General features: G+C 43.2%; 19 protein-coding genes. 7 read left to right on the top strand and 12 right to left on the bottom strand.

Going from position 1 to position 18,289, the window contains the following annotated elements; translation table 11 throughout:
* Positions 1–347 precede the first annotated feature (347 nt).
* Entirely contained in the window at positions 348–1,970 is a 1,623-nt protein-coding gene (locus ACXAH2_RS01725; protein WP_475076153.1) for a methyl-accepting chemotaxis protein, read from the top strand.
* 237 nt (positions 1,971–2,207) lie between these two features.
* Positions 2,208–3,092 carry an alpha/beta fold hydrolase gene (locus ACXAH2_RS01720; protein ID WP_475076151.1) on the top strand — a complete coding sequence of 295 codons (885 nt, stop codon included), beginning with the start codon at positions 2,208–2,210 and terminating at the stop codon, positions 3,090–3,092.
* Positions 3,093–3,281: 189 nt separating this feature from the next.
* Here the strand turns inward: ACXAH2_RS01720 and ACXAH2_RS01715 are convergent, their stop codons facing one another.
* The 3 genes from ACXAH2_RS01715 to ACXAH2_RS01705 form a co-directional block, all read right to left on the bottom strand.
* Positions 3,282–4,832 carry a hypothetical protein gene (locus ACXAH2_RS01715; RefSeq protein WP_475076149.1) on the bottom strand — a complete coding sequence of 517 codons (1,551 nt, stop codon included), beginning with the start codon at positions 4,830–4,832 and terminating at the stop codon, positions 3,282–3,284.
* Between the two features lie 381 nt (positions 4,833–5,213).
* Positions 5,214–6,047 (bottom strand): S-formylglutathione hydrolase, encoded by an 834-nt coding sequence (gene fghA / locus ACXAH2_RS01710; protein ID WP_475076147.1) that lies wholly within the window; start codon positions 6,045–6,047, stop codon positions 5,214–5,216.
* 72 nt (positions 6,048–6,119) lie between these two features.
* Positions 6,120–7,235: an S-(hydroxymethyl)glutathione dehydrogenase/class III alcohol dehydrogenase gene (locus ACXAH2_RS01705; protein ID WP_475076145.1), complete on the bottom strand. Its 1,116-nt coding sequence runs from the start codon at positions 7,233–7,235 to the stop codon at positions 6,120–6,122.
* Between the two features lie 193 nt (positions 7,236–7,428).
* Between ACXAH2_RS01705 and ACXAH2_RS01700 the strand changes: the two genes are divergently transcribed.
* Both ACXAH2_RS01700 and ACXAH2_RS01695 read left to right on the top strand, forming a co-directional pair.
* Complete coding sequence (locus ACXAH2_RS01700) at positions 7,429–8,334, top strand: LysR family transcriptional regulator (protein ID WP_475076143.1); 906 nt, start codon at positions 7,429–7,431, stop codon at positions 8,332–8,334.
* A gap of 28 nt (positions 8,335–8,362) precedes the next feature.
* A complete protein-coding gene (locus tag ACXAH2_RS01695) occupies positions 8,363–8,626 on the top strand; it encodes a DUF3820 family protein (RefSeq protein ID WP_475076141.1) in 264 nt (87 codons plus the stop codon).
* On the opposite strand, the gene ACXAH2_RS01690 is transcribed toward ACXAH2_RS01695, so the two are convergent.
* Positions 8,623–9,060 carry a GNAT family N-acetyltransferase gene (locus ACXAH2_RS01690; protein ID WP_475076139.1) on the bottom strand — a complete coding sequence of 146 codons (438 nt, stop codon included), beginning with the start codon at positions 9,058–9,060 and terminating at the stop codon, positions 8,623–8,625. The genes ACXAH2_RS01695 and ACXAH2_RS01690 overlap by 4 nt on opposite strands.
* A 133-nt stretch (positions 9,061–9,193) precedes the next feature.
* On the opposite strand from ACXAH2_RS01690, the gene ACXAH2_RS01685 reads away from it, so the two are divergent.
* Entirely contained in the window at positions 9,194–9,649 is a 456-nt protein-coding gene (locus tag ACXAH2_RS01685) for a GNAT family N-acetyltransferase (protein WP_475076137.1), read from the top strand.
* A 135-nt stretch (positions 9,650–9,784) separates the two neighbouring features.
* Here the strand turns inward: ACXAH2_RS01685 and ACXAH2_RS01680 are convergent, their stop codons facing one another.
* The 5 genes from ACXAH2_RS01680 to ACXAH2_RS01660 all read right to left on the bottom strand — a co-directional run bounded on the left by ACXAH2_RS01680 (position 9,785) and on the right by ACXAH2_RS01660 (position 13,763).
* Entirely contained in the window at positions 9,785–11,161 is a 1,377-nt protein-coding gene (locus ACXAH2_RS01680; protein WP_475076135.1) for a class II fumarate hydratase, read from the bottom strand.
* 20 nt (positions 11,162–11,181) lie between these two features.
* Positions 11,182–11,538 (bottom strand): hypothetical protein, encoded by a 357-nt coding sequence (locus ACXAH2_RS01675; protein WP_475076133.1) that lies wholly within the window; start codon positions 11,536–11,538, stop codon positions 11,182–11,184.
* Between the two features lie 212 nt (positions 11,539–11,750).
* Complete coding sequence (locus tag ACXAH2_RS01670; RefSeq protein WP_475076132.1) at positions 11,751–12,230, bottom strand: FKBP-type peptidyl-prolyl cis-trans isomerase; 480 nt, start codon at positions 12,228–12,230, stop codon at positions 11,751–11,753.
* Positions 12,231–12,294: 64 nt separating this feature from the next.
* Entirely contained in the window at positions 12,295–12,885 is a 591-nt protein-coding gene (locus ACXAH2_RS01665) for a DUF1439 domain-containing protein (protein WP_475076130.1), read from the bottom strand.
* A gap of 8 nt (positions 12,886–12,893) precedes the next feature.
* Positions 12,894–13,763, bottom strand: a complete 870-nt coding sequence (locus ACXAH2_RS01660) for a mechanosensitive ion channel family protein (protein ID WP_475076129.1) — start codon at positions 13,761–13,763, stop codon at positions 12,894–12,896.
* Between the two features lie 143 nt (positions 13,764–13,906).
* On the opposite strand from ACXAH2_RS01660, the gene ACXAH2_RS01655 reads away from it, so the two are divergent.
* Both ACXAH2_RS01655 and ACXAH2_RS01650 read left to right on the top strand, forming a co-directional pair.
* Positions 13,907–14,323, top strand: a complete 417-nt coding sequence (locus tag ACXAH2_RS01655; protein WP_475076127.1) for a YebG family protein — start codon at positions 13,907–13,909, stop codon at positions 14,321–14,323.
* A 254-nt stretch (positions 14,324–14,577) separates the two neighbouring features.
* Positions 14,578–15,549, top strand: a complete 972-nt coding sequence (locus ACXAH2_RS01650; RefSeq protein ID WP_475076126.1) for an aspartyl/asparaginyl beta-hydroxylase domain-containing protein — start codon at positions 14,578–14,580, stop codon at positions 15,547–15,549.
* A 25-nt stretch (positions 15,550–15,574) separates the two neighbouring features.
* Here ACXAH2_RS01650 and ACXAH2_RS01645 read toward each other — a convergent pair whose 3' ends face one another.
* From ACXAH2_RS01645 to ACXAH2_RS01635, 3 genes are all read right to left on the bottom strand, one after another.
* Entirely contained in the window at positions 15,575–16,471 is an 897-nt protein-coding gene (locus ACXAH2_RS01645) for a LysR substrate-binding domain-containing protein (protein WP_475076125.1), read from the bottom strand.
* A gap of 78 nt (positions 16,472–16,549) precedes the next feature.
* Positions 16,550–17,296: an amino acid ABC transporter ATP-binding protein gene (locus ACXAH2_RS01640; RefSeq protein ID WP_475076123.1), complete on the bottom strand. Its 747-nt coding sequence runs from the start codon at positions 17,294–17,296 to the stop codon at positions 16,550–16,552.
* Positions 17,289–18,197, bottom strand: a complete 909-nt coding sequence (locus ACXAH2_RS01635; RefSeq protein ID WP_475076122.1) for an amino acid ABC transporter permease — start codon at positions 18,195–18,197, stop codon at positions 17,289–17,291. The genes ACXAH2_RS01640 and ACXAH2_RS01635 overlap by 8 nt, the downstream gene beginning before the upstream one ends.
* Between the last annotated feature and the right edge of the window lie 92 nt (positions 18,198–18,289).

Raw genomic sequence — 18,289 nt, 5'->3', positions numbered from 1 at the left:
ATCCGAGAGACTGTTTACCTCACGCATTTTTACCTTACTAAAAAATCGATGGGTCTACTCACACCCTTAATAGTTAATATATCTAAACTATTGAAATATTCTTGCTTTTCATTGAGAATACAAGTTGTTGATCTATATTATTGTTCAATAATAATTATAAATCTAAACCATAACGCCCCTTAATTAATATAAAAATAAACAATAACAGTCCTAAATAAATACAAATATAAACAATAGAGCAAAGCAAAATCCAAGATGTAAGTTGATAATGCCTGCCACTTATCATTTACATCATCCTAAGATAGGTATGAATGTGAGTTAGCAATTGAAATGATAGGAAGGTATCCATGTTTCTTAGCTCAATAAAAATTGGTCATAAATTATGGATCATCATAGCTTCCATGCTATCTGTTCTCATTATTTTTGAAGGTTTGGCCTATAAACAGCTTTATCAAGACCTACTGAATGCGCGTAAAGATATGGTGAAATCACAGGTTGAAAGCGCGCATTCATTAGTCACTTTTTACACTCAGCAAGCCCCCACCATTGGCAAAGCCGCAGCACAGCAACAAGCCTTAAAAGCCCTGTCCAGTTTGCGCTATGAAGGCAATGGCTATTTTTGGGTAAATGATATGGATGCCAACATCTTAATGCATCCTATTAAACCTGAGTTGGATGGCAAGAACATGTTTAATAATCAGGATATTACCGGCGCTTATCATTGGCAAAAGATGGTATCTATTGTCAAAAAAGCCGGCGAAGGATTTGTTAGCTATTATTTTCAACCACCTAACGCCGCGCCGCCACTGGAAAAGGTTTCCTTTGTTAAAGGCGTTGATCAATGGGGTTGGATTATTGGCAGTGGCGTATTGTATGAAGAAGTCGCCAGTCGGTTTTGGTCAAGCCTACAAAAATCGATTCTTATTCAAGTGATTCTAGTCGGCTTAGTATTGGTTCTTTGTATCAGTATTGTGCGTAATATTACTCTTCCTTTAAAAAAGGTTACCCAACATTTACAAGGCATTGCTAATGGCGACATGACGCAGTCACTTAACATGCAACGTAATGATGAAATCGGCTTACTCACCAACGCATCCAATACGGTGTCACATTCTCTAAACGCCACCCTGACGCAATTCGCGCACTCTATTTTGGCTCTAAAAGACGTATGTGAAAACATGCGAATGCGCTCACAAAATACCCAACAAGTAATGAACAATCAGTTTCAAAAAGTGGATGCGTTGGCGACCGCTATGAATGAGATGTCCTACTCCATTAAAGACGTCGCTCAAAATGCGCTTGATACTGCTCATGCGACCCAAACGGTTCAACAAGTTACCCGTCAGAGTAGTCAAGAACTTGATACCACCAATACCGATATCCAACATTTAACAGTACAGATTGAAAGCGCCAATCAAGTCATTTTAGAGCTGCTTAATCAAACCAATGACATAGATTCTGTACTTGGTGTGATTGGTGATATTTCAGAACAAACCAACCTGCTTGCTCTTAACGCCGCCATTGAAGCCGCACGAGCTGGTGAATTAGGGCGTGGTTTTGCTGTGGTGGCTGACGAAGTAAGATCTTTGGCGAATCGCACCCAAGAATCCACTATCGAAATTCGCAGTATTATCGAAAAACTACAACAGCAATCTACCGCCGCTTCTCAGTCTATGGCAAGCAGTACACAAGATGCGGAAAAAGGTGCCAAACAAGTACAATATGCCGTCGCCAAATTAAGCGATATGCAGACACAAATTGATGATGTATCTAATCGCAGTCAGCATATTGCCTCCTCTGCTGAGCAACAAGATGTCGTCGCCGAAGACATCAATCATAATCTAATGGAGATAAAACAGGTTTCTGAAAAAGTCTTAATTGATGCTCAGCAAGTTACTGACAACAGTGATATCATCGCCAAGATGACTGACGAATTGAATACCAAAATCTCTCAATTCCGTTTCTCTTAATCGCACAAGCCATCATAGACTTTACGCTAGGAGTAAAGTCTATGATGGCTTGATAACTAACTATACCCCATTCACAACGAAAGGGTCTTTTCTGAGAAGCAAGTCATATAGAATACACTATGACGTTACGTAATCAGGGGCAATGGCGCACCTTAGGAAAATATCAAAGGAACTTTCGAGTCCCTCTGCAGTCCCATATCACGTCTCAATAATGTTACTCTCTGAAACGGAGCACGTATGAAACCATTATTCAGAAAGGCCCCCCTTGTTACTTTCTGCTCCCTCGCTCTAGCGGCATGCACTACGCCAGAAGATATCCGTAAAAATCAAGCAACAACGAATCTGGTATTAAACACATCAGGCCTTACCAAAGACGCATATGTCGACGTCGATCATCACCTTGGTCAGTATAAGCTTCATTATAAGACCAATGATCTCAGTATCCGATCAAGACAAACCGTGGTATTTGTGCATGGCACACCTGGAAGTTGGTCTAGCTTTTCAAAATACTATCTAGAAGAATCATTTGAACAAGATTTTCGCCTCATTTCTTTAGATAGACCAGGCTGGGGAGAATCCTCATATCCCGGCGACGTTTTTCCCTTATCGTTAGAGACACAATCACAACTGTTAGGGCCTATGTTGAAATCCATCTGGGAAAATAATGACAAACAAAAATTTACTCTTGTTGGTCACTCATTAGGAGGATCTTTGGTACCTCTACTCGCCGCAGATTATCCCCAATACGTAAAAAGTCTTGTCATTTTAGCTGGCGATCTCGATGCTAAATTAGCCGCCGCTCGTTGGTATAACCATGCCCTTAACTGGATTCCAAAGGCCGTCGTCCCAGATATATGGGCACATTCAAACGACGAAGTGCTGGCTTTATCACAGGGGCTTGCAGACGCGAGAGTAAAATTCTCAGCCATCACACAGCCGATTCAAGTGATACAAGGGACGGAAGATAAACTTGTCCGACCGAATAATGCATCGGTTGCCACCTCCTTGTTTAAAAACAGTAAAGTTGACGTTAAATGGCTAGAAGGCGCTGACCACATCATCAACTTGACGCATGTTGATGATGTCAAACAGGCAATTCGGGAAATATCACGCAGTCAGTAAACTTCCGTTACCTTACCCATCATCTGAACTGGCTTAATCTGCAGAGTATTTTCAGGTGAGTCAATGACACGCCATTGCTTCTCTTCTGTATTATGGCAAAAATCAAAATACAATTTTTGTTGTATTTTGATTTTTGCATGTAAAAGAGAAACAAAATAAATGATCAAGTGAAATGACAAGCATGTCACTTCACTGTGAGTTAAACATAAAAAAATTATCGTAATCCATAAACTCAACAGCAATGGAAGTTGGGGTGAAAGTACATATGTCTGAAACTGGGGTTAATAAGCCACTCCAACCATAGTTTGTCGTCACACTAACAGTACCTCTCTCAGTCACTTCCACTGCATCATCTGATAACCCAGCAAACGTCATATTTGGATCAAAACAATTCCCCAAAAAACCAATCCATTGCTGAATAAGATAAGGAGAGGTAAAAACAAGATCATTAAGCTGTGTATCACGCGTGACTCTATTCAGGGTTTCTATTTGAGAAACCACGTCTTGCTCCATAAAAATAGTCGGCGTCGCTTGCAAAGCTCCAGACCAACCGCGTTGCACTGTCAACGCGTATTCACCATTTTGATCGGTTAAGGCATTATTTAGATAGCCTTGAACTTGGGCATTTTTTACGGGTATTTGATTATCCGTTAACACGCGACCAAAGAGTTTGACAGTTTTAAAAGGGCGAGTATAGAGAAATGACTGCTTGGCCCCCACCAGCAAGATACCGTTATCATAACCAAACGAGTAACCAAAATTAGTATTAGATTGATCCCCCATAAGCATGTCAGTAAGTTGCCATTGATCTTCTCGTTCATCAAACCGATAGATTTTTTTCAAGTGGTCATCGCCCACCAAAAGTACCGAACGATCCAATTCAACATCATGTCCAAAGTAACCACTTTGGTCATCAATATCAGTTTGATGAATCCTTTGCCCCATAACCCAAGGCTGGTTGGAATGGTCTCGCTTATACATCTGTATATAGCCTTGACCAAACACATAAGCACTAATCGCCAAGGTATGTCGATCTACATCAAAAGCATAAGAAAAACTTTGATTATCAACATTCGGCAACTCAATAGGCGCTTCAATGACTTGCGAACGTTGCCAGCGATCTTTTATGTTCTTATAAATGAACAATCTATCGGAACCTGAATCACTGATATACAGCTCATTCTTAACTTTTTTGATTGTCATACCAAAAGATTGATAGAAGCTCTGGGGCAAATCCGAGGCGTCCAGCTGCCTTTCATACTCCCAATGGTCATAACTTCGTTTATAAAGAAAAACCTGTTGACCTGAGGTGTCTGCTACCGCAAGAAGGTGGTCATCAATGAAGACAGTGCCGCCATAATTGCCTGGCAAAAAACCTGACGGCGGAGTGAATGTTGTCATTAACAACCAATCATCGTTTGATCGCTTAAATACCCAGACTTTGTTCTCTGATTGCGAACCAACAGCGATAAATCGTTTACTCACACTGACATGTCGATTTGGATTACTACTCCCTTGCACAGGCAGTTTTGGCCCCAGTTGCCATGCCCCTTCTTTTTTGAAAATCACTTGTTCATCAACAATGCCGACCTTGTCATAAATCTCTGCCGCCCCTGACACACCGTCAATGGCGATTTGACCACTTAAATCTACATTTTTAGCATGAAGCAATGTCGTAACAAGAAAAATAGACACTGCTATGATGGTATTAAAGAGTCTTTTTGAATATCGTAAAGTCATCCCTTCATCCTTACTTTAATATGTTGATATTCGGATAATGATAGGATGAAAAGCCCATCATAAAACTATCCCTATTCTAATAACGATAGCAAAGCCATTCGCGAGTTGAGAACAAAAAGGTTAACGCAATCCCGTTTCTGCCTCCCTCTGATCACAGATATCGCCAGAAAAAAATAGTCTAAGGAAATTAATAAAACAATGTTTTATTTTAAAGAATTGATCAAAATCAATAACCATAACAACATACCGTTTTTATTGTTTTTTATGTTTTACATGTAAAAGAGAGACAAAATAAATGATCGAAGGTAATGATAAGCATCGCCAATGAAGCAACAAAAAAGCGAGCCTCAGCTCGCTTTGTCCAACTTTGGTTTATGAAATCTAAAGCTCTAATGCTTTAGCATGATGCTCTAAATGGTCATCGATAAAGCTGGCGATAAAGAAATAGCTATGATCATAGCCCGGCTGACGACGTAACGTCAGTGGATGTCCCGCTGATTCACACGCTGCTTCCAAGGCTTCTGGTTTCAGCTGTTCTACAAGGAAATTGTCCGCTTCCCCTTGATCCACCAACAAAGGCAAACGCTCTTTGGCATCTGCGATCAACAAACTGGCGTCCCATTCTTGCCAAGTGCTTTTATCTTCGCCCAAATACCCAGTAAAGGCTTTTTCACCCCAAGGGCAGTTGGTAGGGTTGGCAATAGGCGCAAACGCAGACACAGACTGATAATAACCTGGGTTTTTCAAGGCACAAATCAAGGCACCGTGACCGCCCATGGAATGACCTGAAATTGAACGTTTATCGGTGACAGGGAAATTGGTTTCGATCAGATGCGGCAACTCTTGCACCACATAATCGTACATATGGTAAGTGTTCGAATAAGGCACGACGGTTGCATTTAGATAAAACCCCGCTGCCGAGCCAAAATCATAACTGTCGTGTTCACCATAATAATCCGTACCGCGAGGGCTGGTGTCTGGACAAACGATGGCCAAACCTAATTCTGCAGCCTTGCGAAAGGCGCCGGCTTTTTGGGTAAAATTTTCATCAGTACAAGTGAGACCGGACAACCAATAAAGTACTGGCACTTGCTGACTTTCTGCTTGCGGTGGCAAATAAATCGCAAAGGTCATATCACCCTTTACGGACAAACTTTCATGCTGGTAACGCTTTAACCAACCGCCGAAGCTCTTGGTGCTGGATATAAGTTCCATGTTTTTCTCCTGTGAACACACACCGCCTAAATTAGACGGCGTGCATTATGGCAATAAGGTATCGTTCCACACTCATTGATCAAACAAGATAACCGTACGAATACTCTTACCTTCATGCATAAGATCAAACGCTTCGTTAATCTGCTCAAGTGGCATAGTGTGAGTCACAAAGGGATCGATTTCTATTTTGCCATTCATGTAGTCTTCTACGTAACCGGGTAATTGACTGCGCCCTTTTACACCGCCAAAGGCGGAACCTTTCCACACACGGCCCGTAACCAACTGGAATGGACGAGTAGAAATCTCTTGGCCAGCCCCCGCCACACCTATGATGATGGATTCACCCCAGCCTTTATGACAGCACTCAAGTGCTTGACGCATCACTTGCACGTTACCGATACATTCAAACGAATAATCCACACCACCGTCTGTCATATCGACGATCACTTGCTGAATCGGTGCATCAAAGTTTTTCGGGTTGATGCAGTCAGTTGCGCCAAATTGTTGCGCCATTTCGAACTTAGACTCATTGATATCAATGGCGATAATTTTCGAAGCCCCCGCCATGCGAGCCCCTTGAATAACCGACAAACCAATGCCGCCCAAGCCAAATACCGCTACCGTGGCACCTTCTTCCACTTTCGCCGTGTTAAGTACGGCGCCGATACCCGTGGTGATACCACAACCTAGCAGACACACTTTTTCCAGCGGCGCGTCAACGTGAATTTTTGCTAATGAAATTTCCGGTACCACACTGTATTCAGAGAAGGTTGAGGTGCCCATGTAGTGGTAAATTGGCTCGCCATTAATACTGAAACGGCTGGTACCGTCAGGCATCAAGCCTTTACCTTGGGTTTCACGAACCGCCTGACACAAGTTGGTTTTGCCTGATGTACAGAATTTACATTCGCCACACTCAGCAGTGTACAGAGGAATAACGTGATCACCAGGCTTAAGACCGGTAACGCCTTCACCGACGGCCTCAACGACACCTGCTCCTTCGTGACCTAAAATGGCGGGGAAAATACCTTCTGGGTCTTCACCTGACAAAGTAAAAGCATCTGTGTGACACACACCGGTTGCCACCATACGCACCAATACTTCACCTGCTTGCGGATCTTGTACATCCACTTCTTCGATTTTTAGCGGTTGACCAGGGCCCCAAGCAACAGCAGCTTTACATTTCATGCAATTCTCCAACATAGGTTTTTACTAAGATGAGTCCGAGTGACTCTTTGAATGTTATTCAGTCTAGTCGTAATTTGGTTCGAGGATAATGGACATTTCAGCAATTCATTATTGCCATACAGCAATAATAATTTAAAAAGAGCCTTAAATGGTTATAATATAACAATCTATTAAATCAATTGGGGTTGTCTGTATGAAGAATTGGGAAGCCATGGAAGCCTTTGTCGAAGTCGTGCGACAAGGCAGCTTTTCGGCTGCCGCCAGCCAGCTCAATGTGTCGGCGTCACATATCAGCCGCTTAGTGACACAACTGGAGAATACCCTAGGTTGTACGCTATTACATCGTACAACAAGACGCATTAACTTAAGTGAAGCGGGTGAGCTCTATTACCAACATTGTCGTAATTTACCAGCCGCTCTGACCAGTGCTGAAGAAGTCGTGTCATCCTTAAATCAAGCGACAATTGGCAGTTTCAAAATGACCTGCGCCACCACCTTTGGTGAGCGTTATATCGCGCCATTGATGAATGACTTTCTCAAGCAAAATCCCAAAATTGAGCTGGACTTACACTTGACCAACCGAGCAGTCGACTTGATTGAGGAAGATTACGATCTGGCCATTCGCATGGGGGCGATGAAAGACTCCAGTTTGCTGTCGCGACGCTTATGTGATCGTGAGGAGTTTCTGTGTGCTTCCAGAGAATACGTTGATCAATTTGGCGTGCCACATACTTTGGCAGAACTGAACAAACACAAATGTTTATTAGGCTCAAAAAGTCATTGGCAATTTCAACAAGAAGGTCATCGCAAGGAAGTACGAGTCAGCAATCAATGGCGCAGCAATTCTGGCCCGGCGTTACTTGATGCGGTGAAAAAGGGCTTAGGCATTGCCCAATTACCAGATTATTATGTCAAAGACGAAATAGCCGCCGGCCGCTTAGTATCCCTTTTGCCTCAATATCAATATCCCTATAGTGGGGTCTGGTTGGTATACCCAAAAGTTCAACACCCGTCCCCTAAACTCAGTGCCATTTGCGATTATTTAATCACCTGTTTTCAAGATAATGCCCCATTTCATCAACATCGCGAGTATGGTTAAATAGCGGGCAATTCATCAGGACAATCACATGTTTGCACAAGAAGATTTAATTCAGGTCGCACGCCAAACCATGCCATTTGGTAAATATCAGGGACGCATTTTAATTGACCTTCCCGAAGCCTATTTATTGTGGTTTGCTCACGAGGGTTGGCCGAATGGTAATTTAGGCACTTGGTTGCAACTTTGTTTGGAGATCAAAATCAACGGCTTGGAAAACTTGGTCGATCCATTGCGTTTGCCTGAGCAGAGCAAGAATGACGAACCCAAAGTACGCATTCGCTTTGATGATTAACCCACTTCGCGAACATAATACAAAACCTCGCCCTTTCTCTCTTGGCAAGTAAAGCCCGCCTTTTCAGCCACCTTAATTGAGGCTAAGTTGTCCTCTTTGATCTGTGCAAAGAAAGGGCCTGTTAAATCCGTTAGCATTGCCTGCAACATTGGGTATGCCAATCCTTTGCCTCGCCTATCAGGCGCGATTGTCCAAGATAACAACCAGCCTTCTGGTAGGCGATCTGCTCGGCAACTGCCAATCACGGCATCTTCAACTTGAGCCATCCACAGACGACGATCTTTGTTGCGTAATGATGCCTGTAACCAAGTGAGATGTTCGGCTTTGGAGACTTTCTCAGACGATATGGACGCTTTTCGAGTCGAAGCATCATTGCGCCAATCTAATAACAGGTCTGCATCCTCCAGCGTCGCCTGCCGCAATTCAACTAACACACACAGTCCTCATTTTTGTTATTTCGTCATTGCCAAGGTCATTTCACTTTACCAAAAGGGCATAAAGGGTCAAAATTTGCTTTGTTAACGATACCTTTTCACCCCAAGTTATATTTTCATTAAGGGCTTTAATATGGACATTCGATTAGACGATTTAAACGGACCTGAAATCAAGAAGTTGTTGCAAGAACATTTGGATGACATGTATCAGACCTCACCAGAGGAAAGCGTTCACGCACTGGATTTATCCGAACTAAAGCAAACCGACATTCGCCTTTGGACAGTGTGGGAAAAAGGTCAGTTACTCGGTTGTGGCGCATTAAAAAACCACAATACAGAGGAAGGCGAGATCAAATCCATGCGCACTTCCCATGCCGCTCGTAAGAAAGGCGTTGCCTCCACCTTGTTACTACACATTTTAAACGACGCCAAACAACAAGGTCTGATTAAGATCAGTTTAGAAACAGGTACGCAAGACTTTTTCGCACCGGCAAGAGCCTTATACAAAAAACATGGATTTACAGAGTGTGGTCCATTTGCCGATTACCAGCCTGATCCTTACAGCACCTTTATGACCAAAACTCTGTAACAGATCAAGACTCTTTAACAAGATTTCGACGCACAAACAAAAAAGCCAGCAAAGATTGCTGGCTTGATTTCATCAATAGGGAGTGAATTAACAGGCAAGGGATAACCCATCGAACCTACTAATCTACTAATAAACTTACAGACCGCCGTGGGTCAATTTAGCGGGATCAAGCAAATTGGTTAGTTCTTCTCGCGTTAAATCCGTACCCTCATCGGCCACATCGATCACAGGTCGCCCTTCTCGGTAGGCTTTCTTAGCAATTTCAGCTGCTTTTGCGTAACCAATGATGGGATTCAAGGCGGTGACCAATATTGGATTGCGATGCAGCGCTTGATTCAATTTGTCTTCATTCACCGTCAGCGTGGCAATGGCGTTGTCTGCTAATAATTGCCCGCTGTTGGTCAATAATTTAATGCTGTTTAATAGATTTTTGGCAATCATTGGCAACATGACGTTCAACTCAAAATTACCTGATTGTCCACCAATGGTGATGGCTGCGTCATTACCTATGACTTGCGCTGCAACCATAGCCGCCGCTTCTGGAATCACCGGGTTGACTTTACCCGGCATAATGGACGACCCAGGTTGCAAGGCTTGTAGAGTGATTTCCCCCAACCCAGCTAATGGGCCTGAATTCATCCAGCGCAAGTCATTGGCGATCTTCATATAGGTCACCGCCACGGCTTTCAGCTGACCAGACAAGGCCACTGCTGTGTCTTGTGAACCAATCAAGGCAAAGAAATCCTGACCCGGAGAGAAGGTTTCCTTAGTTAATTCAGATAAGGCTTTCGCAAAGCCTGCGGCAAATTCAGGATGCGCATTAATGCCCGTCCCTACCGCCGTGCCACCTTGCGCCAATTGGCTGGTTTTTGTCTTGATATGATTGAGGTTATCAATGTTATCTTGCAGCTGCGCTGCCCAAGCATTGAATGTCTGATCCAGACGCACAGGCATGGCATCCATTAAATGGGTACGACCTGTTTTGGTATAACCCGCAAGACTCTTACCCTTTTCAATAATGGTATTTTTTAAATGCTCCAAAGCGGGTAACAAGTGGCCAGCCAATTCCAATGTGGCGCTCACATGAATGGCACTGGGTATGACGTCATTACTGCTCTGACCAAAGTTCACATGGTCGTTAGGGTTGATGGTCTCGCCATTGTATTGACTGGCTAAAGTGGCAATCACTTCATTGGCATTCATATTCGAACTGGTGCCAGAGCCGGTTTGATATACGTCCACCGGAAAGTGCTGCATCAGGTCATCGGCATCCAACAACTCATTGCAAGCATTCTGAATCGCTTGAGCTTGTTTCGGGGTAATGCATTCAAGCGCTTCATTGGCCTGTGCGGCAGCGGCTTTGATCAAGATCAGAGAACGAATGAAAGCCTCCGGCATGGCTTCGTCACTGATAGGAAAATTGTTAATGGCGCGTTGGGTTTGAGCACCATACAGGGCGTTTTCAGGGACTTCTAGCTCACCCATGCTGTCTTTTTCAATGCGTGTTTTCATTCGCTAATGGTTTCCTTTGTTTACGACTCAAAAGAAGAGATGAAGTAATGGCTCAATACCCTAAGGTTATGCTCCATTTTGAAATAGTTTCTTGCGTCTTGGTAGGTCACAATCAGGCGTTTCAGGTGCGACAGAGGCAGATACACTTTGTCCAAACAGGTTTGTCGCCATTGTGGCGCGATACTGGTATCACACACGGTATCCAATAGGACATTAAACACTCGTTGGTGCAATTGTGTGGCATCTGTAATGTTCAAACGCTCTGCGTATTCTTCAGTCAAATTAAGATAGTGGTACAAAACCTCCGGCGAGTCGGCGCACTGACCTGCCTGAATGGTTTGCTCAAGAACAGAAAATGGCACCAAGTAACGACTCATCGTCCTACCCTCCGATATATTAAATGATAACTATTATCAATAATGTTCGGTTAATCCTAGGCTGTCAAGAAATTGATAACGATTCTTATTAAAATTTAGACATGATGGTGAGAGTTTTGATTAAGATCATTAACATTAGGCAAAAAGCACAAAAAAGCCCCTACCTAGGTAGAGGCTGAACAGCACTACAAATTTGACTATTGACACTTAAATCAGTGGTGATGACCACCAACGCCGTGCGCATGACCGTGCGCGATTTCATCATTAGTCGCTTCACGTACATCAATCACTTGGATATTAAAGGTTAAATCCTTACCTGACAGTGGGTGGTTGATGTCCACTGTGGCATGTTTTAAACCTGCTTTTACTATGGTGACTTGGCGCAGACCTTTGTCTGTTTGAACCGTCGCCACCATACCTGGCTGCCAACGCTTAGCGCCTTGAAGGTGTTTTACTGGCACTTGTTGAGTGTGGTTTTCTTTACGTTCACCATAACCTTCTTCCGGGGTTACGGTCACTTCGAATTCCTCTCCAGCCGCTTTTCCAGCCATGGCCTTTTCCAAGCCCGGAATAATGTTGCCGTGACCATGAAGATATGCCACTGGATCTTTACCAGCGGACGTTTCGATCAGTTCGTCACCACTGCGAAGGGTGTAGTGAAACTGCACCACTTGATTGTCTGCAATCGACATGGGTTATCCTTATTTCAATAGGTTACTGCACAATGCATGGTGCCATTATAAGGGCTTCATTCCGCTAAAACAGTGATAATTCAAGAGAATCATCTTTTATTTCAATGTCCGACACCAAAGTGGCTGCCAATTTCTCAAATTGTGAATGATTTAAGGTGTAAATTGGGTGTTTATCAAAATATTGACGCAGCACCCGTTCCACTCGGTCTTGCAAAGAACCTAGCGTCGAGCGGATGATTTTTTCATTAAAACGGGAGCCTTTGATGGCAACTTGTGTGAGTCGTGGTGCCACTAAAAAAAGATCTTTATCTTGAATACGTATACCTGCCTCAAAGTCAGGATTGACTTGCATGGTTAATGAAAAGCTCTGTCCAAACGCCGACACTTCACCGGTTAAATCACACATCAAGGCGATCGCAATCACACCACCATCACGTTCAAGAAAGTCGATGTCTGCTTGTTTAATGGCTAGATTTAATGCGACTGCTTGACCCTCTTCCGCCAATTCAAAGCGAGTATTTTGCGCACTTTCTATTTGCTTGGCGAGATCATCATTAATTTTCGTTTCACTGATGCGAAAACTATTGCAACCGCTCAAAGTGAGGCTCAGTAATGTTAATAACGCAAGATATAAAGATTGTCTATTCAATCTCATGAGGTCTCCTAATTCGGCTTCTGTGTTAAAAATGCTTGGCGTTTATCAAACCAAAAACGCATAAAGTCTTCCGTTACTTTTTGTTCTATTTCCACCGCCTCATCGGTTGGGCAAAACAAAGAAACCGTAAAGATATTAAAGCCTTCTGCCGTAGTGGTAATACGAACACGAGGCTCTGGACCCGAAATATTAATATCAAGGCGCTTTTCGATCAGGCTGTTATAACGAATGGCCACCTCATGAAAATGCTCGCTATACTCACGGATTTTGCCAATGATTTGCTCCTTGATCTCAAATAAATTTACTTCATCTGATTGCCTGGAAATAGAAAAAGTATGAGTCACATAACGACGCATGTAATTAAGGTTTTGCACCGTGTGAATCAATAGCACACTGTTTGGCACAACGGTTGTTCTGCCGGTATAAGCGTAGCTGCCACCTTTTAAATCCACTTCAAACAAAGTAGTGGATAACCAATCACTGTCCGTCACTTCACCTTCAAAATTCGCAACCTTAATCCAATCTCCTACTTGATAAGGCCGTGTACTCGCGCGGTAAAACGCCCCCACGATACAAGCAATAAATTCTTTTGTGGCAATGACTAATGCCACCATAAAAGCAGCAATGGAAATGGCAATGTTTTGCAGTTCAGATGACCATATGAGGATCAGACCCACAACAAATAAAAAATTAAAGGAATTGTCTGCCGCATTGATCCTTTGACGTTTTTTATCATGATCAATATGTTGGTTAAGACGAATGGCGCGCTTTGTATAGCGGCGAATAAAATAGACCAGTAAGATTAGGGCCAAAGTAAGAACCAGTTCTACATGATCTGTAATAATGGAAACATCCCATTGAGAATAATCGAAAGGCATAAAGAGTCACTTCTGTGTGAAAGTCGATACCTTAACAATCATTCTTTGCAACAACAATTCATTCACTACGACAACAATAAAGTCTAGACAAGATAAAAAATTATACTGTATATTTATACAGCATAATTTTTGTGAGGTGACTTATGTCCGTCATTATTAAATACGTCGTAGAACGCCATGGAATCGAAAAAATGACCTTTACTTCAAAAGCCGAAGCCGATGCGTACGATAAACTTCTCGATAGTGCTGAGGCACTCATGGAGATTCTCAGTCATAGCCAGCTTGTTGAAGACGATCAGCTGAAAGAAACAATAGCTATGTACTTAGCAGAACACAAAAACAGTGTCATTGATGCACTTGGCCCAAAAAAGAAAACGACCAGCAAAAAGAAGAACACCCCCAGTCCACAAACGGAACTGGCTCTCAATAAAACGCCCAAAACACCCAGCACAGACTTAGAAGACTTGGTGATAGAAACCGATGAAGAACAAGTCTATCAAGAAGAAGCCATCGCCGATCCATTTGATGACGACAACTTTGATGAGAGCCACGCTGCTTAGGATTTATTATCACTCGCAGTCTTAATCTTTTCCTCAACAGGGTAAGTCGTGCTAACAAATTCCGTTGTACGACTTTTTATCACACGTCATTTCTGATGCCTTGTGAATAGAAATTATTCCAAAAAAAGAAAAACATTTAGTCCTATTTGTTATATGTGGCATAAAAAAGGATTAAATGAGGACTATTTTGTTCACATTTCAACCAATTTAGTCAATAATGATGCACAATGTCGTTTATTCTTTAGGATAAAGAAATGCAGTTTCTCGTCATTTTATTCTTCGCAGCGCTCTTCAGTTTGTCTTCCATGTATTACATCTATACCTACCGTGGCAATATTCGCTATGCCAATTGGACAGAGTACTTTCGTAAAGGCTGGCCCATTTTTGCGCCACTGAATTGTCTTTTGTATCTGTTTTCTTATAAGAAAGTGAAACAACCTATTATCGATACGCTACAGTTCAAAGAGCTAGATGAATTACGCGATAATTGGGAAGTGATTCGAGACGAAGCTCTCGCTTTACAACAGCAAGGGGATTTAGAAGACATCAATCAACCGGGCTCAGACGCATACTATGATGTCGGGTTCAGAACCTTCCACAAGTACGGTTGGCGTAAGTTTTATCTTAAATGGTATGGCTACACTCACACATCAGCACAAACCATGTGTCCGAAAACAACGGAAATTCTCAGCCGAATCAAAAACATCAACGGCGCCATGTTTGCTTACATGCCAGCTAACTCTGAACTGACTCGTCACCTTGACCCTGTGGCTTGTTCCTTGCGCTATCACTTGGGTCTTCAGACTCCTAATTCTAAAGACTGCTTTATCAATGTGGATGGCCAAGAGTACGCTTGGCAAGATGGTAAAGACTTGTTATTTGATGAAACCTACTTACATTTTGTCAAAAACAACACTGAAGAAAGCCGTTTGATTTTGATGTGTGATTTTGATCGCCCAGTGAATCTGTTCGGAAAATTGATCAATTTCTGCTACAAGATTTTAATGAAGGCGTCATTGGTACCTAACACCTCAGAAGATAAAAGCGGATTAGCGAACAAAGTATTTAAAACTGTGACGCCTATGCTGCAGCGCAGTAAAGAATTGAAGAAAACCAATCGCAAAGCCTACAAGCGTCTAAAATACACAGTAAACACTTTATTACTCTTGGTTATTTTTGGCCTCGTCGCTGGTGTCATTGAACTCTTCAGCTGGTTATTTTTTTAATCTTGAAGAGTAATTCCTATGCTTATTAAGCAGGTTTGCTGCGGTGAGCCTGCTCTAATAACCAATCAAAAAATACTTGTGCCGCCATGTGCAATGGTGCATTGGGCTCCTTCACTAGGTAAAACGACTCACTTGCTTCGATTTGTTTAGCAAAAGGCGCCACCAATCGCCCTTCTGCAATCAAACCTTCGACCATAGACGACCTGGCTAACGCCACACCCTGTCCGAGCTCCGCCATACGTAAAGTGGAAACTAAAGTATCGAATTGCATTCCTTTGGAATAATCAACCGAGCTTTCGCCCATGATATTCAACCAATATCCCCACCCTTCTTCGTAACCTAGAACATGCAATAAAATATGATTCACTAAATCTGCAGGCGATGCTAAAGGCGTATGCTGCAATAAAGCTGGCGAACAAACCGGCAGCAAGCTGTCCCATGTCAAACGCTGTGATTGCAGACCCTGCCAATCACCATGCCCCCAACGAATTTCCATGTCTTCCTCGGCATCCCAATCTGCTAACCAGATGTGGCTGGCATAACGGATATCAATGTGCGGATAAAGCGCTTTAAAATTGGCCAATCTAGGGGCTAACCAAAAGCTAAAAAAGGCCAGACTCCCGCGCACTTTGACGATACTGGAGCTGTTAGAAGAGAAGATTTCGCCGGTGCCCGCAGACAGGCGACTGATAGCGTCCTGTACCACAGGATAATAAGCGCGCCCTTCTTTGGTTAGGCTCAAGCCACGGGCTAAGCGCTGGAACAAAGCCACACCAAGATGACTTTCGAGCAAACGTATTTGCTGACTTACCGCCCCTTGGGTTAGACACAATTCTGTCGCAGCATGAGTGAAGTTAAGGTGACGTGCAGACGCTTCAAAGGTGTGCAGCCAGTTTAAAGGAGGGAGAGACTTTTGGTTCATATTCAATGCCTAATAAAGCCACCTTACACCAAATCAGCAAGGTGGCTATGTTATACAGCAGTCAAACCGCACAAGCCCTTATAGAACTTGCCCCAAGAAGCGCTGTAAACGTGGGTTGTCCGATTCAAAGAAGCGTTCTGGAGCTTCTTCAAATACCAACTCACCGTCTTCCATAAAGACAACACGATCAGCCACTTCACGGGCAAAGCCCATTTCGTGCGTTACCACCACCATGGTCATGCCTTCACTGGCAAGACTCTTCATTACATCCAGCACTTCCCCAACCATTTCTGGATCAAGGGCACTGGTTGGCTCATCAAACAACATGATTTTCGGCATCATAGCCAAAGCTCGAGCAATGGCAACACGTTGCTGTTGACCGCCTGATAAGTGCGATGGGAAGTTGTTCATACGCTCAGCCAGACCAACACGCTGCAACAACTCACGACCTTCTTGTTCCGCTGCTTGCTTGCTCTTTTTCAACACCTTGATAGGCGACAACATAACGTTACCAAGAGCCGTTTTGTGCGGAAACAAGTTAAAGGATTGAAACACCATGCCCACTTCTTCACGGACTTTATTAATGTTGGTTTTCTTATCCGTCAAACTGACATCATCGATCAGTATAGTGCCTTCAGAGATGGTTTCTAACTGATTTAGGGTACGCAAAAAAGTCGATTTACCTGAGCCACTCGGCCCAATAATTACCACCACTTCACCACGCTTAATATCCAAAGACACGTCTTTTAAGGCGTGACAGCCATTTGGATACACTTTTTCCACATGTTTGGCGCGAATAATGCGCTCATCAACTTGCTTAGTCACTGGCTGACAACCTCTTCTCTAGATATTGAATGGCCCAAGATAAAGTGCCAGTAAGCACCAAATACAACAATGCAACGGTAAACCAGACTTCGAACGGCGCAAAGGTAGAACTGACCACCTCGCGTCCCGCCTTGGTTAAATCTGTAATCGAGATAACAGAAACCAACGAGGAGTCCTTGATCAGGTTGATGAATTGTCCCGCCATCGGCGGTAAGGTACGCTTAAACGCCTGCGGCAAAATGACTTCGATCATCGCCTGAACATAATTCATGCCCAAACTGCGTGCCGCTTCCATCTGCCCTGGATGAATCGATTGAATACCAGAACGCACAATCTCAGCTATGTAGGCCCCTGTAAATACAGACAATGCTGCTACACCAGCCGTAAATCGATCTAAGCTTAATACCGTGCCGATAAAGAAATAGAAGATAAAAATTTGTACTAAAAGCGGCGTACCGCGTACCAATTCAATGTAAGTAATGGCGAGGTAGCGCAGGGTAGGATTGTGAGAAATACGCGCCAAACCGGTAAACAAACCAATAATAACGGCAAAAATCAAAGACACCACAGACAGTTTCAGTGTGATCCATAACCCCCAAGTAATAGGGCCAATTGTCCAACCAATTCGCTGAGCGACTGGGTCACCCTCAAATACCAGATCACCATCATAAATCAGCGCATCGTCAAATTTCTTAATGATAAGAGGATCAAGACCAATGTCGGATTCTATAGTAATGGTATTGGTCGCATCGTCTACGTAAGCCGTACCATCAAAAGGCGCCCGAATTTCCGTCGGCTCAGTACTCACTATGTACTGGGGAATACGTTCCCAACGCCAAGTATAGTCAATGCTTTTGCTGGAGGCATATATACCAAAGCCTAAGGCTAGTAGGATTAGCACAAAAAGACCTTTCCATAAAAGCAGATGTGATTGTTTTTCCATCGATGAGAGATTCCCCGTCGTGTTTCCAACTTTAATTAAGAATAGGTATC

The organism is Marinomonas sp. ABL3_031, from assembly GCF_056161265.1.
The sequence above is the reverse complement of the archived record's forward strand: the minus strand, read 5'-3'. Positions and strand labels throughout refer to the sequence as shown.

Excerpts from the sequence above, each read along its gene's own strand:
- ACXAH2_RS01715 (WP_475076149.1), bottom strand. The coding sequence starts at position 4,832 with ATGACTTTACGATATTCAAAAAGACTCTTTAATACCATCATAGCAGTG.
- ACXAH2_RS01645 (WP_475076125.1), bottom strand. The coding sequence starts at position 16,471 with ATGAACCAAAAGTCTCTCCCTCCTTTAAACTGGCTGCACACCTTTGAA.
- ACXAH2_RS01705 (WP_475076145.1), bottom strand. The coding sequence starts at position 7,235 with ATGAAATGTAAAGCTGCTGTTGCTTGGGGCCCTGGTCAACCGCTAAAA.
- ACXAH2_RS01700 (WP_475076143.1), top strand. The coding sequence starts at position 7,429 with ATGAAGAATTGGGAAGCCATGGAAGCCTTTGTCGAAGTCGTGCGACAA.
- ACXAH2_RS01680 (WP_475076135.1), bottom strand. The coding sequence starts at position 11,161 with ATGAAAACACGCATTGAAAAAGACAGCATGGGTGAGCTAGAAGTCCCT.
- ACXAH2_RS01695 (WP_475076141.1), top strand. The coding sequence starts at position 8,363 with ATGTTTGCACAAGAAGATTTAATTCAGGTCGCACGCCAAACCATGCCA.
- ACXAH2_RS01650 (WP_475076126.1), top strand. The coding sequence starts at position 14,578 with ATGCAGTTTCTCGTCATTTTATTCTTCGCAGCGCTCTTCAGTTTGTCT.
- ACXAH2_RS01675 (WP_475076133.1), bottom strand. The coding sequence starts at position 11,538 with ATGAGTCGTTACTTGGTGCCATTTTCTGTTCTTGAGCAAACCATTCAG.
- ACXAH2_RS01665 (WP_475076130.1), bottom strand. The coding sequence starts at position 12,885 with ATGAGATTGAATAGACAATCTTTATATCTTGCGTTATTAACATTACTG.
- ACXAH2_RS01720 (WP_475076151.1), top strand. The coding sequence starts at position 2,208 with ATGAAACCATTATTCAGAAAGGCCCCCCTTGTTACTTTCTGCTCCCTC.
- ACXAH2_RS01685 (WP_475076137.1), top strand. The coding sequence starts at position 9,194 with ATGGACATTCGATTAGACGATTTAAACGGACCTGAAATCAAGAAGTTG.
- fghA (WP_475076147.1), bottom strand. The coding sequence starts at position 6,047 with ATGGAACTTATATCCAGCACCAAGAGCTTCGGCGGTTGGTTAAAGCGT.
- ACXAH2_RS01655 (WP_475076127.1), top strand. The coding sequence starts at position 13,907 with ATGTCCGTCATTATTAAATACGTCGTAGAACGCCATGGAATCGAAAAA.
- ACXAH2_RS01725 (WP_475076153.1), top strand. The coding sequence starts at position 348 with ATGTTTCTTAGCTCAATAAAAATTGGTCATAAATTATGGATCATCATA.
- ACXAH2_RS01670 (WP_475076132.1), bottom strand. The coding sequence starts at position 12,230 with ATGTCGATTGCAGACAATCAAGTGGTGCAGTTTCACTACACCCTTCGC.
- ACXAH2_RS01660 (WP_475076129.1), bottom strand. The coding sequence starts at position 13,763 with ATGCCTTTCGATTATTCTCAATGGGATGTTTCCATTATTACAGATCAT.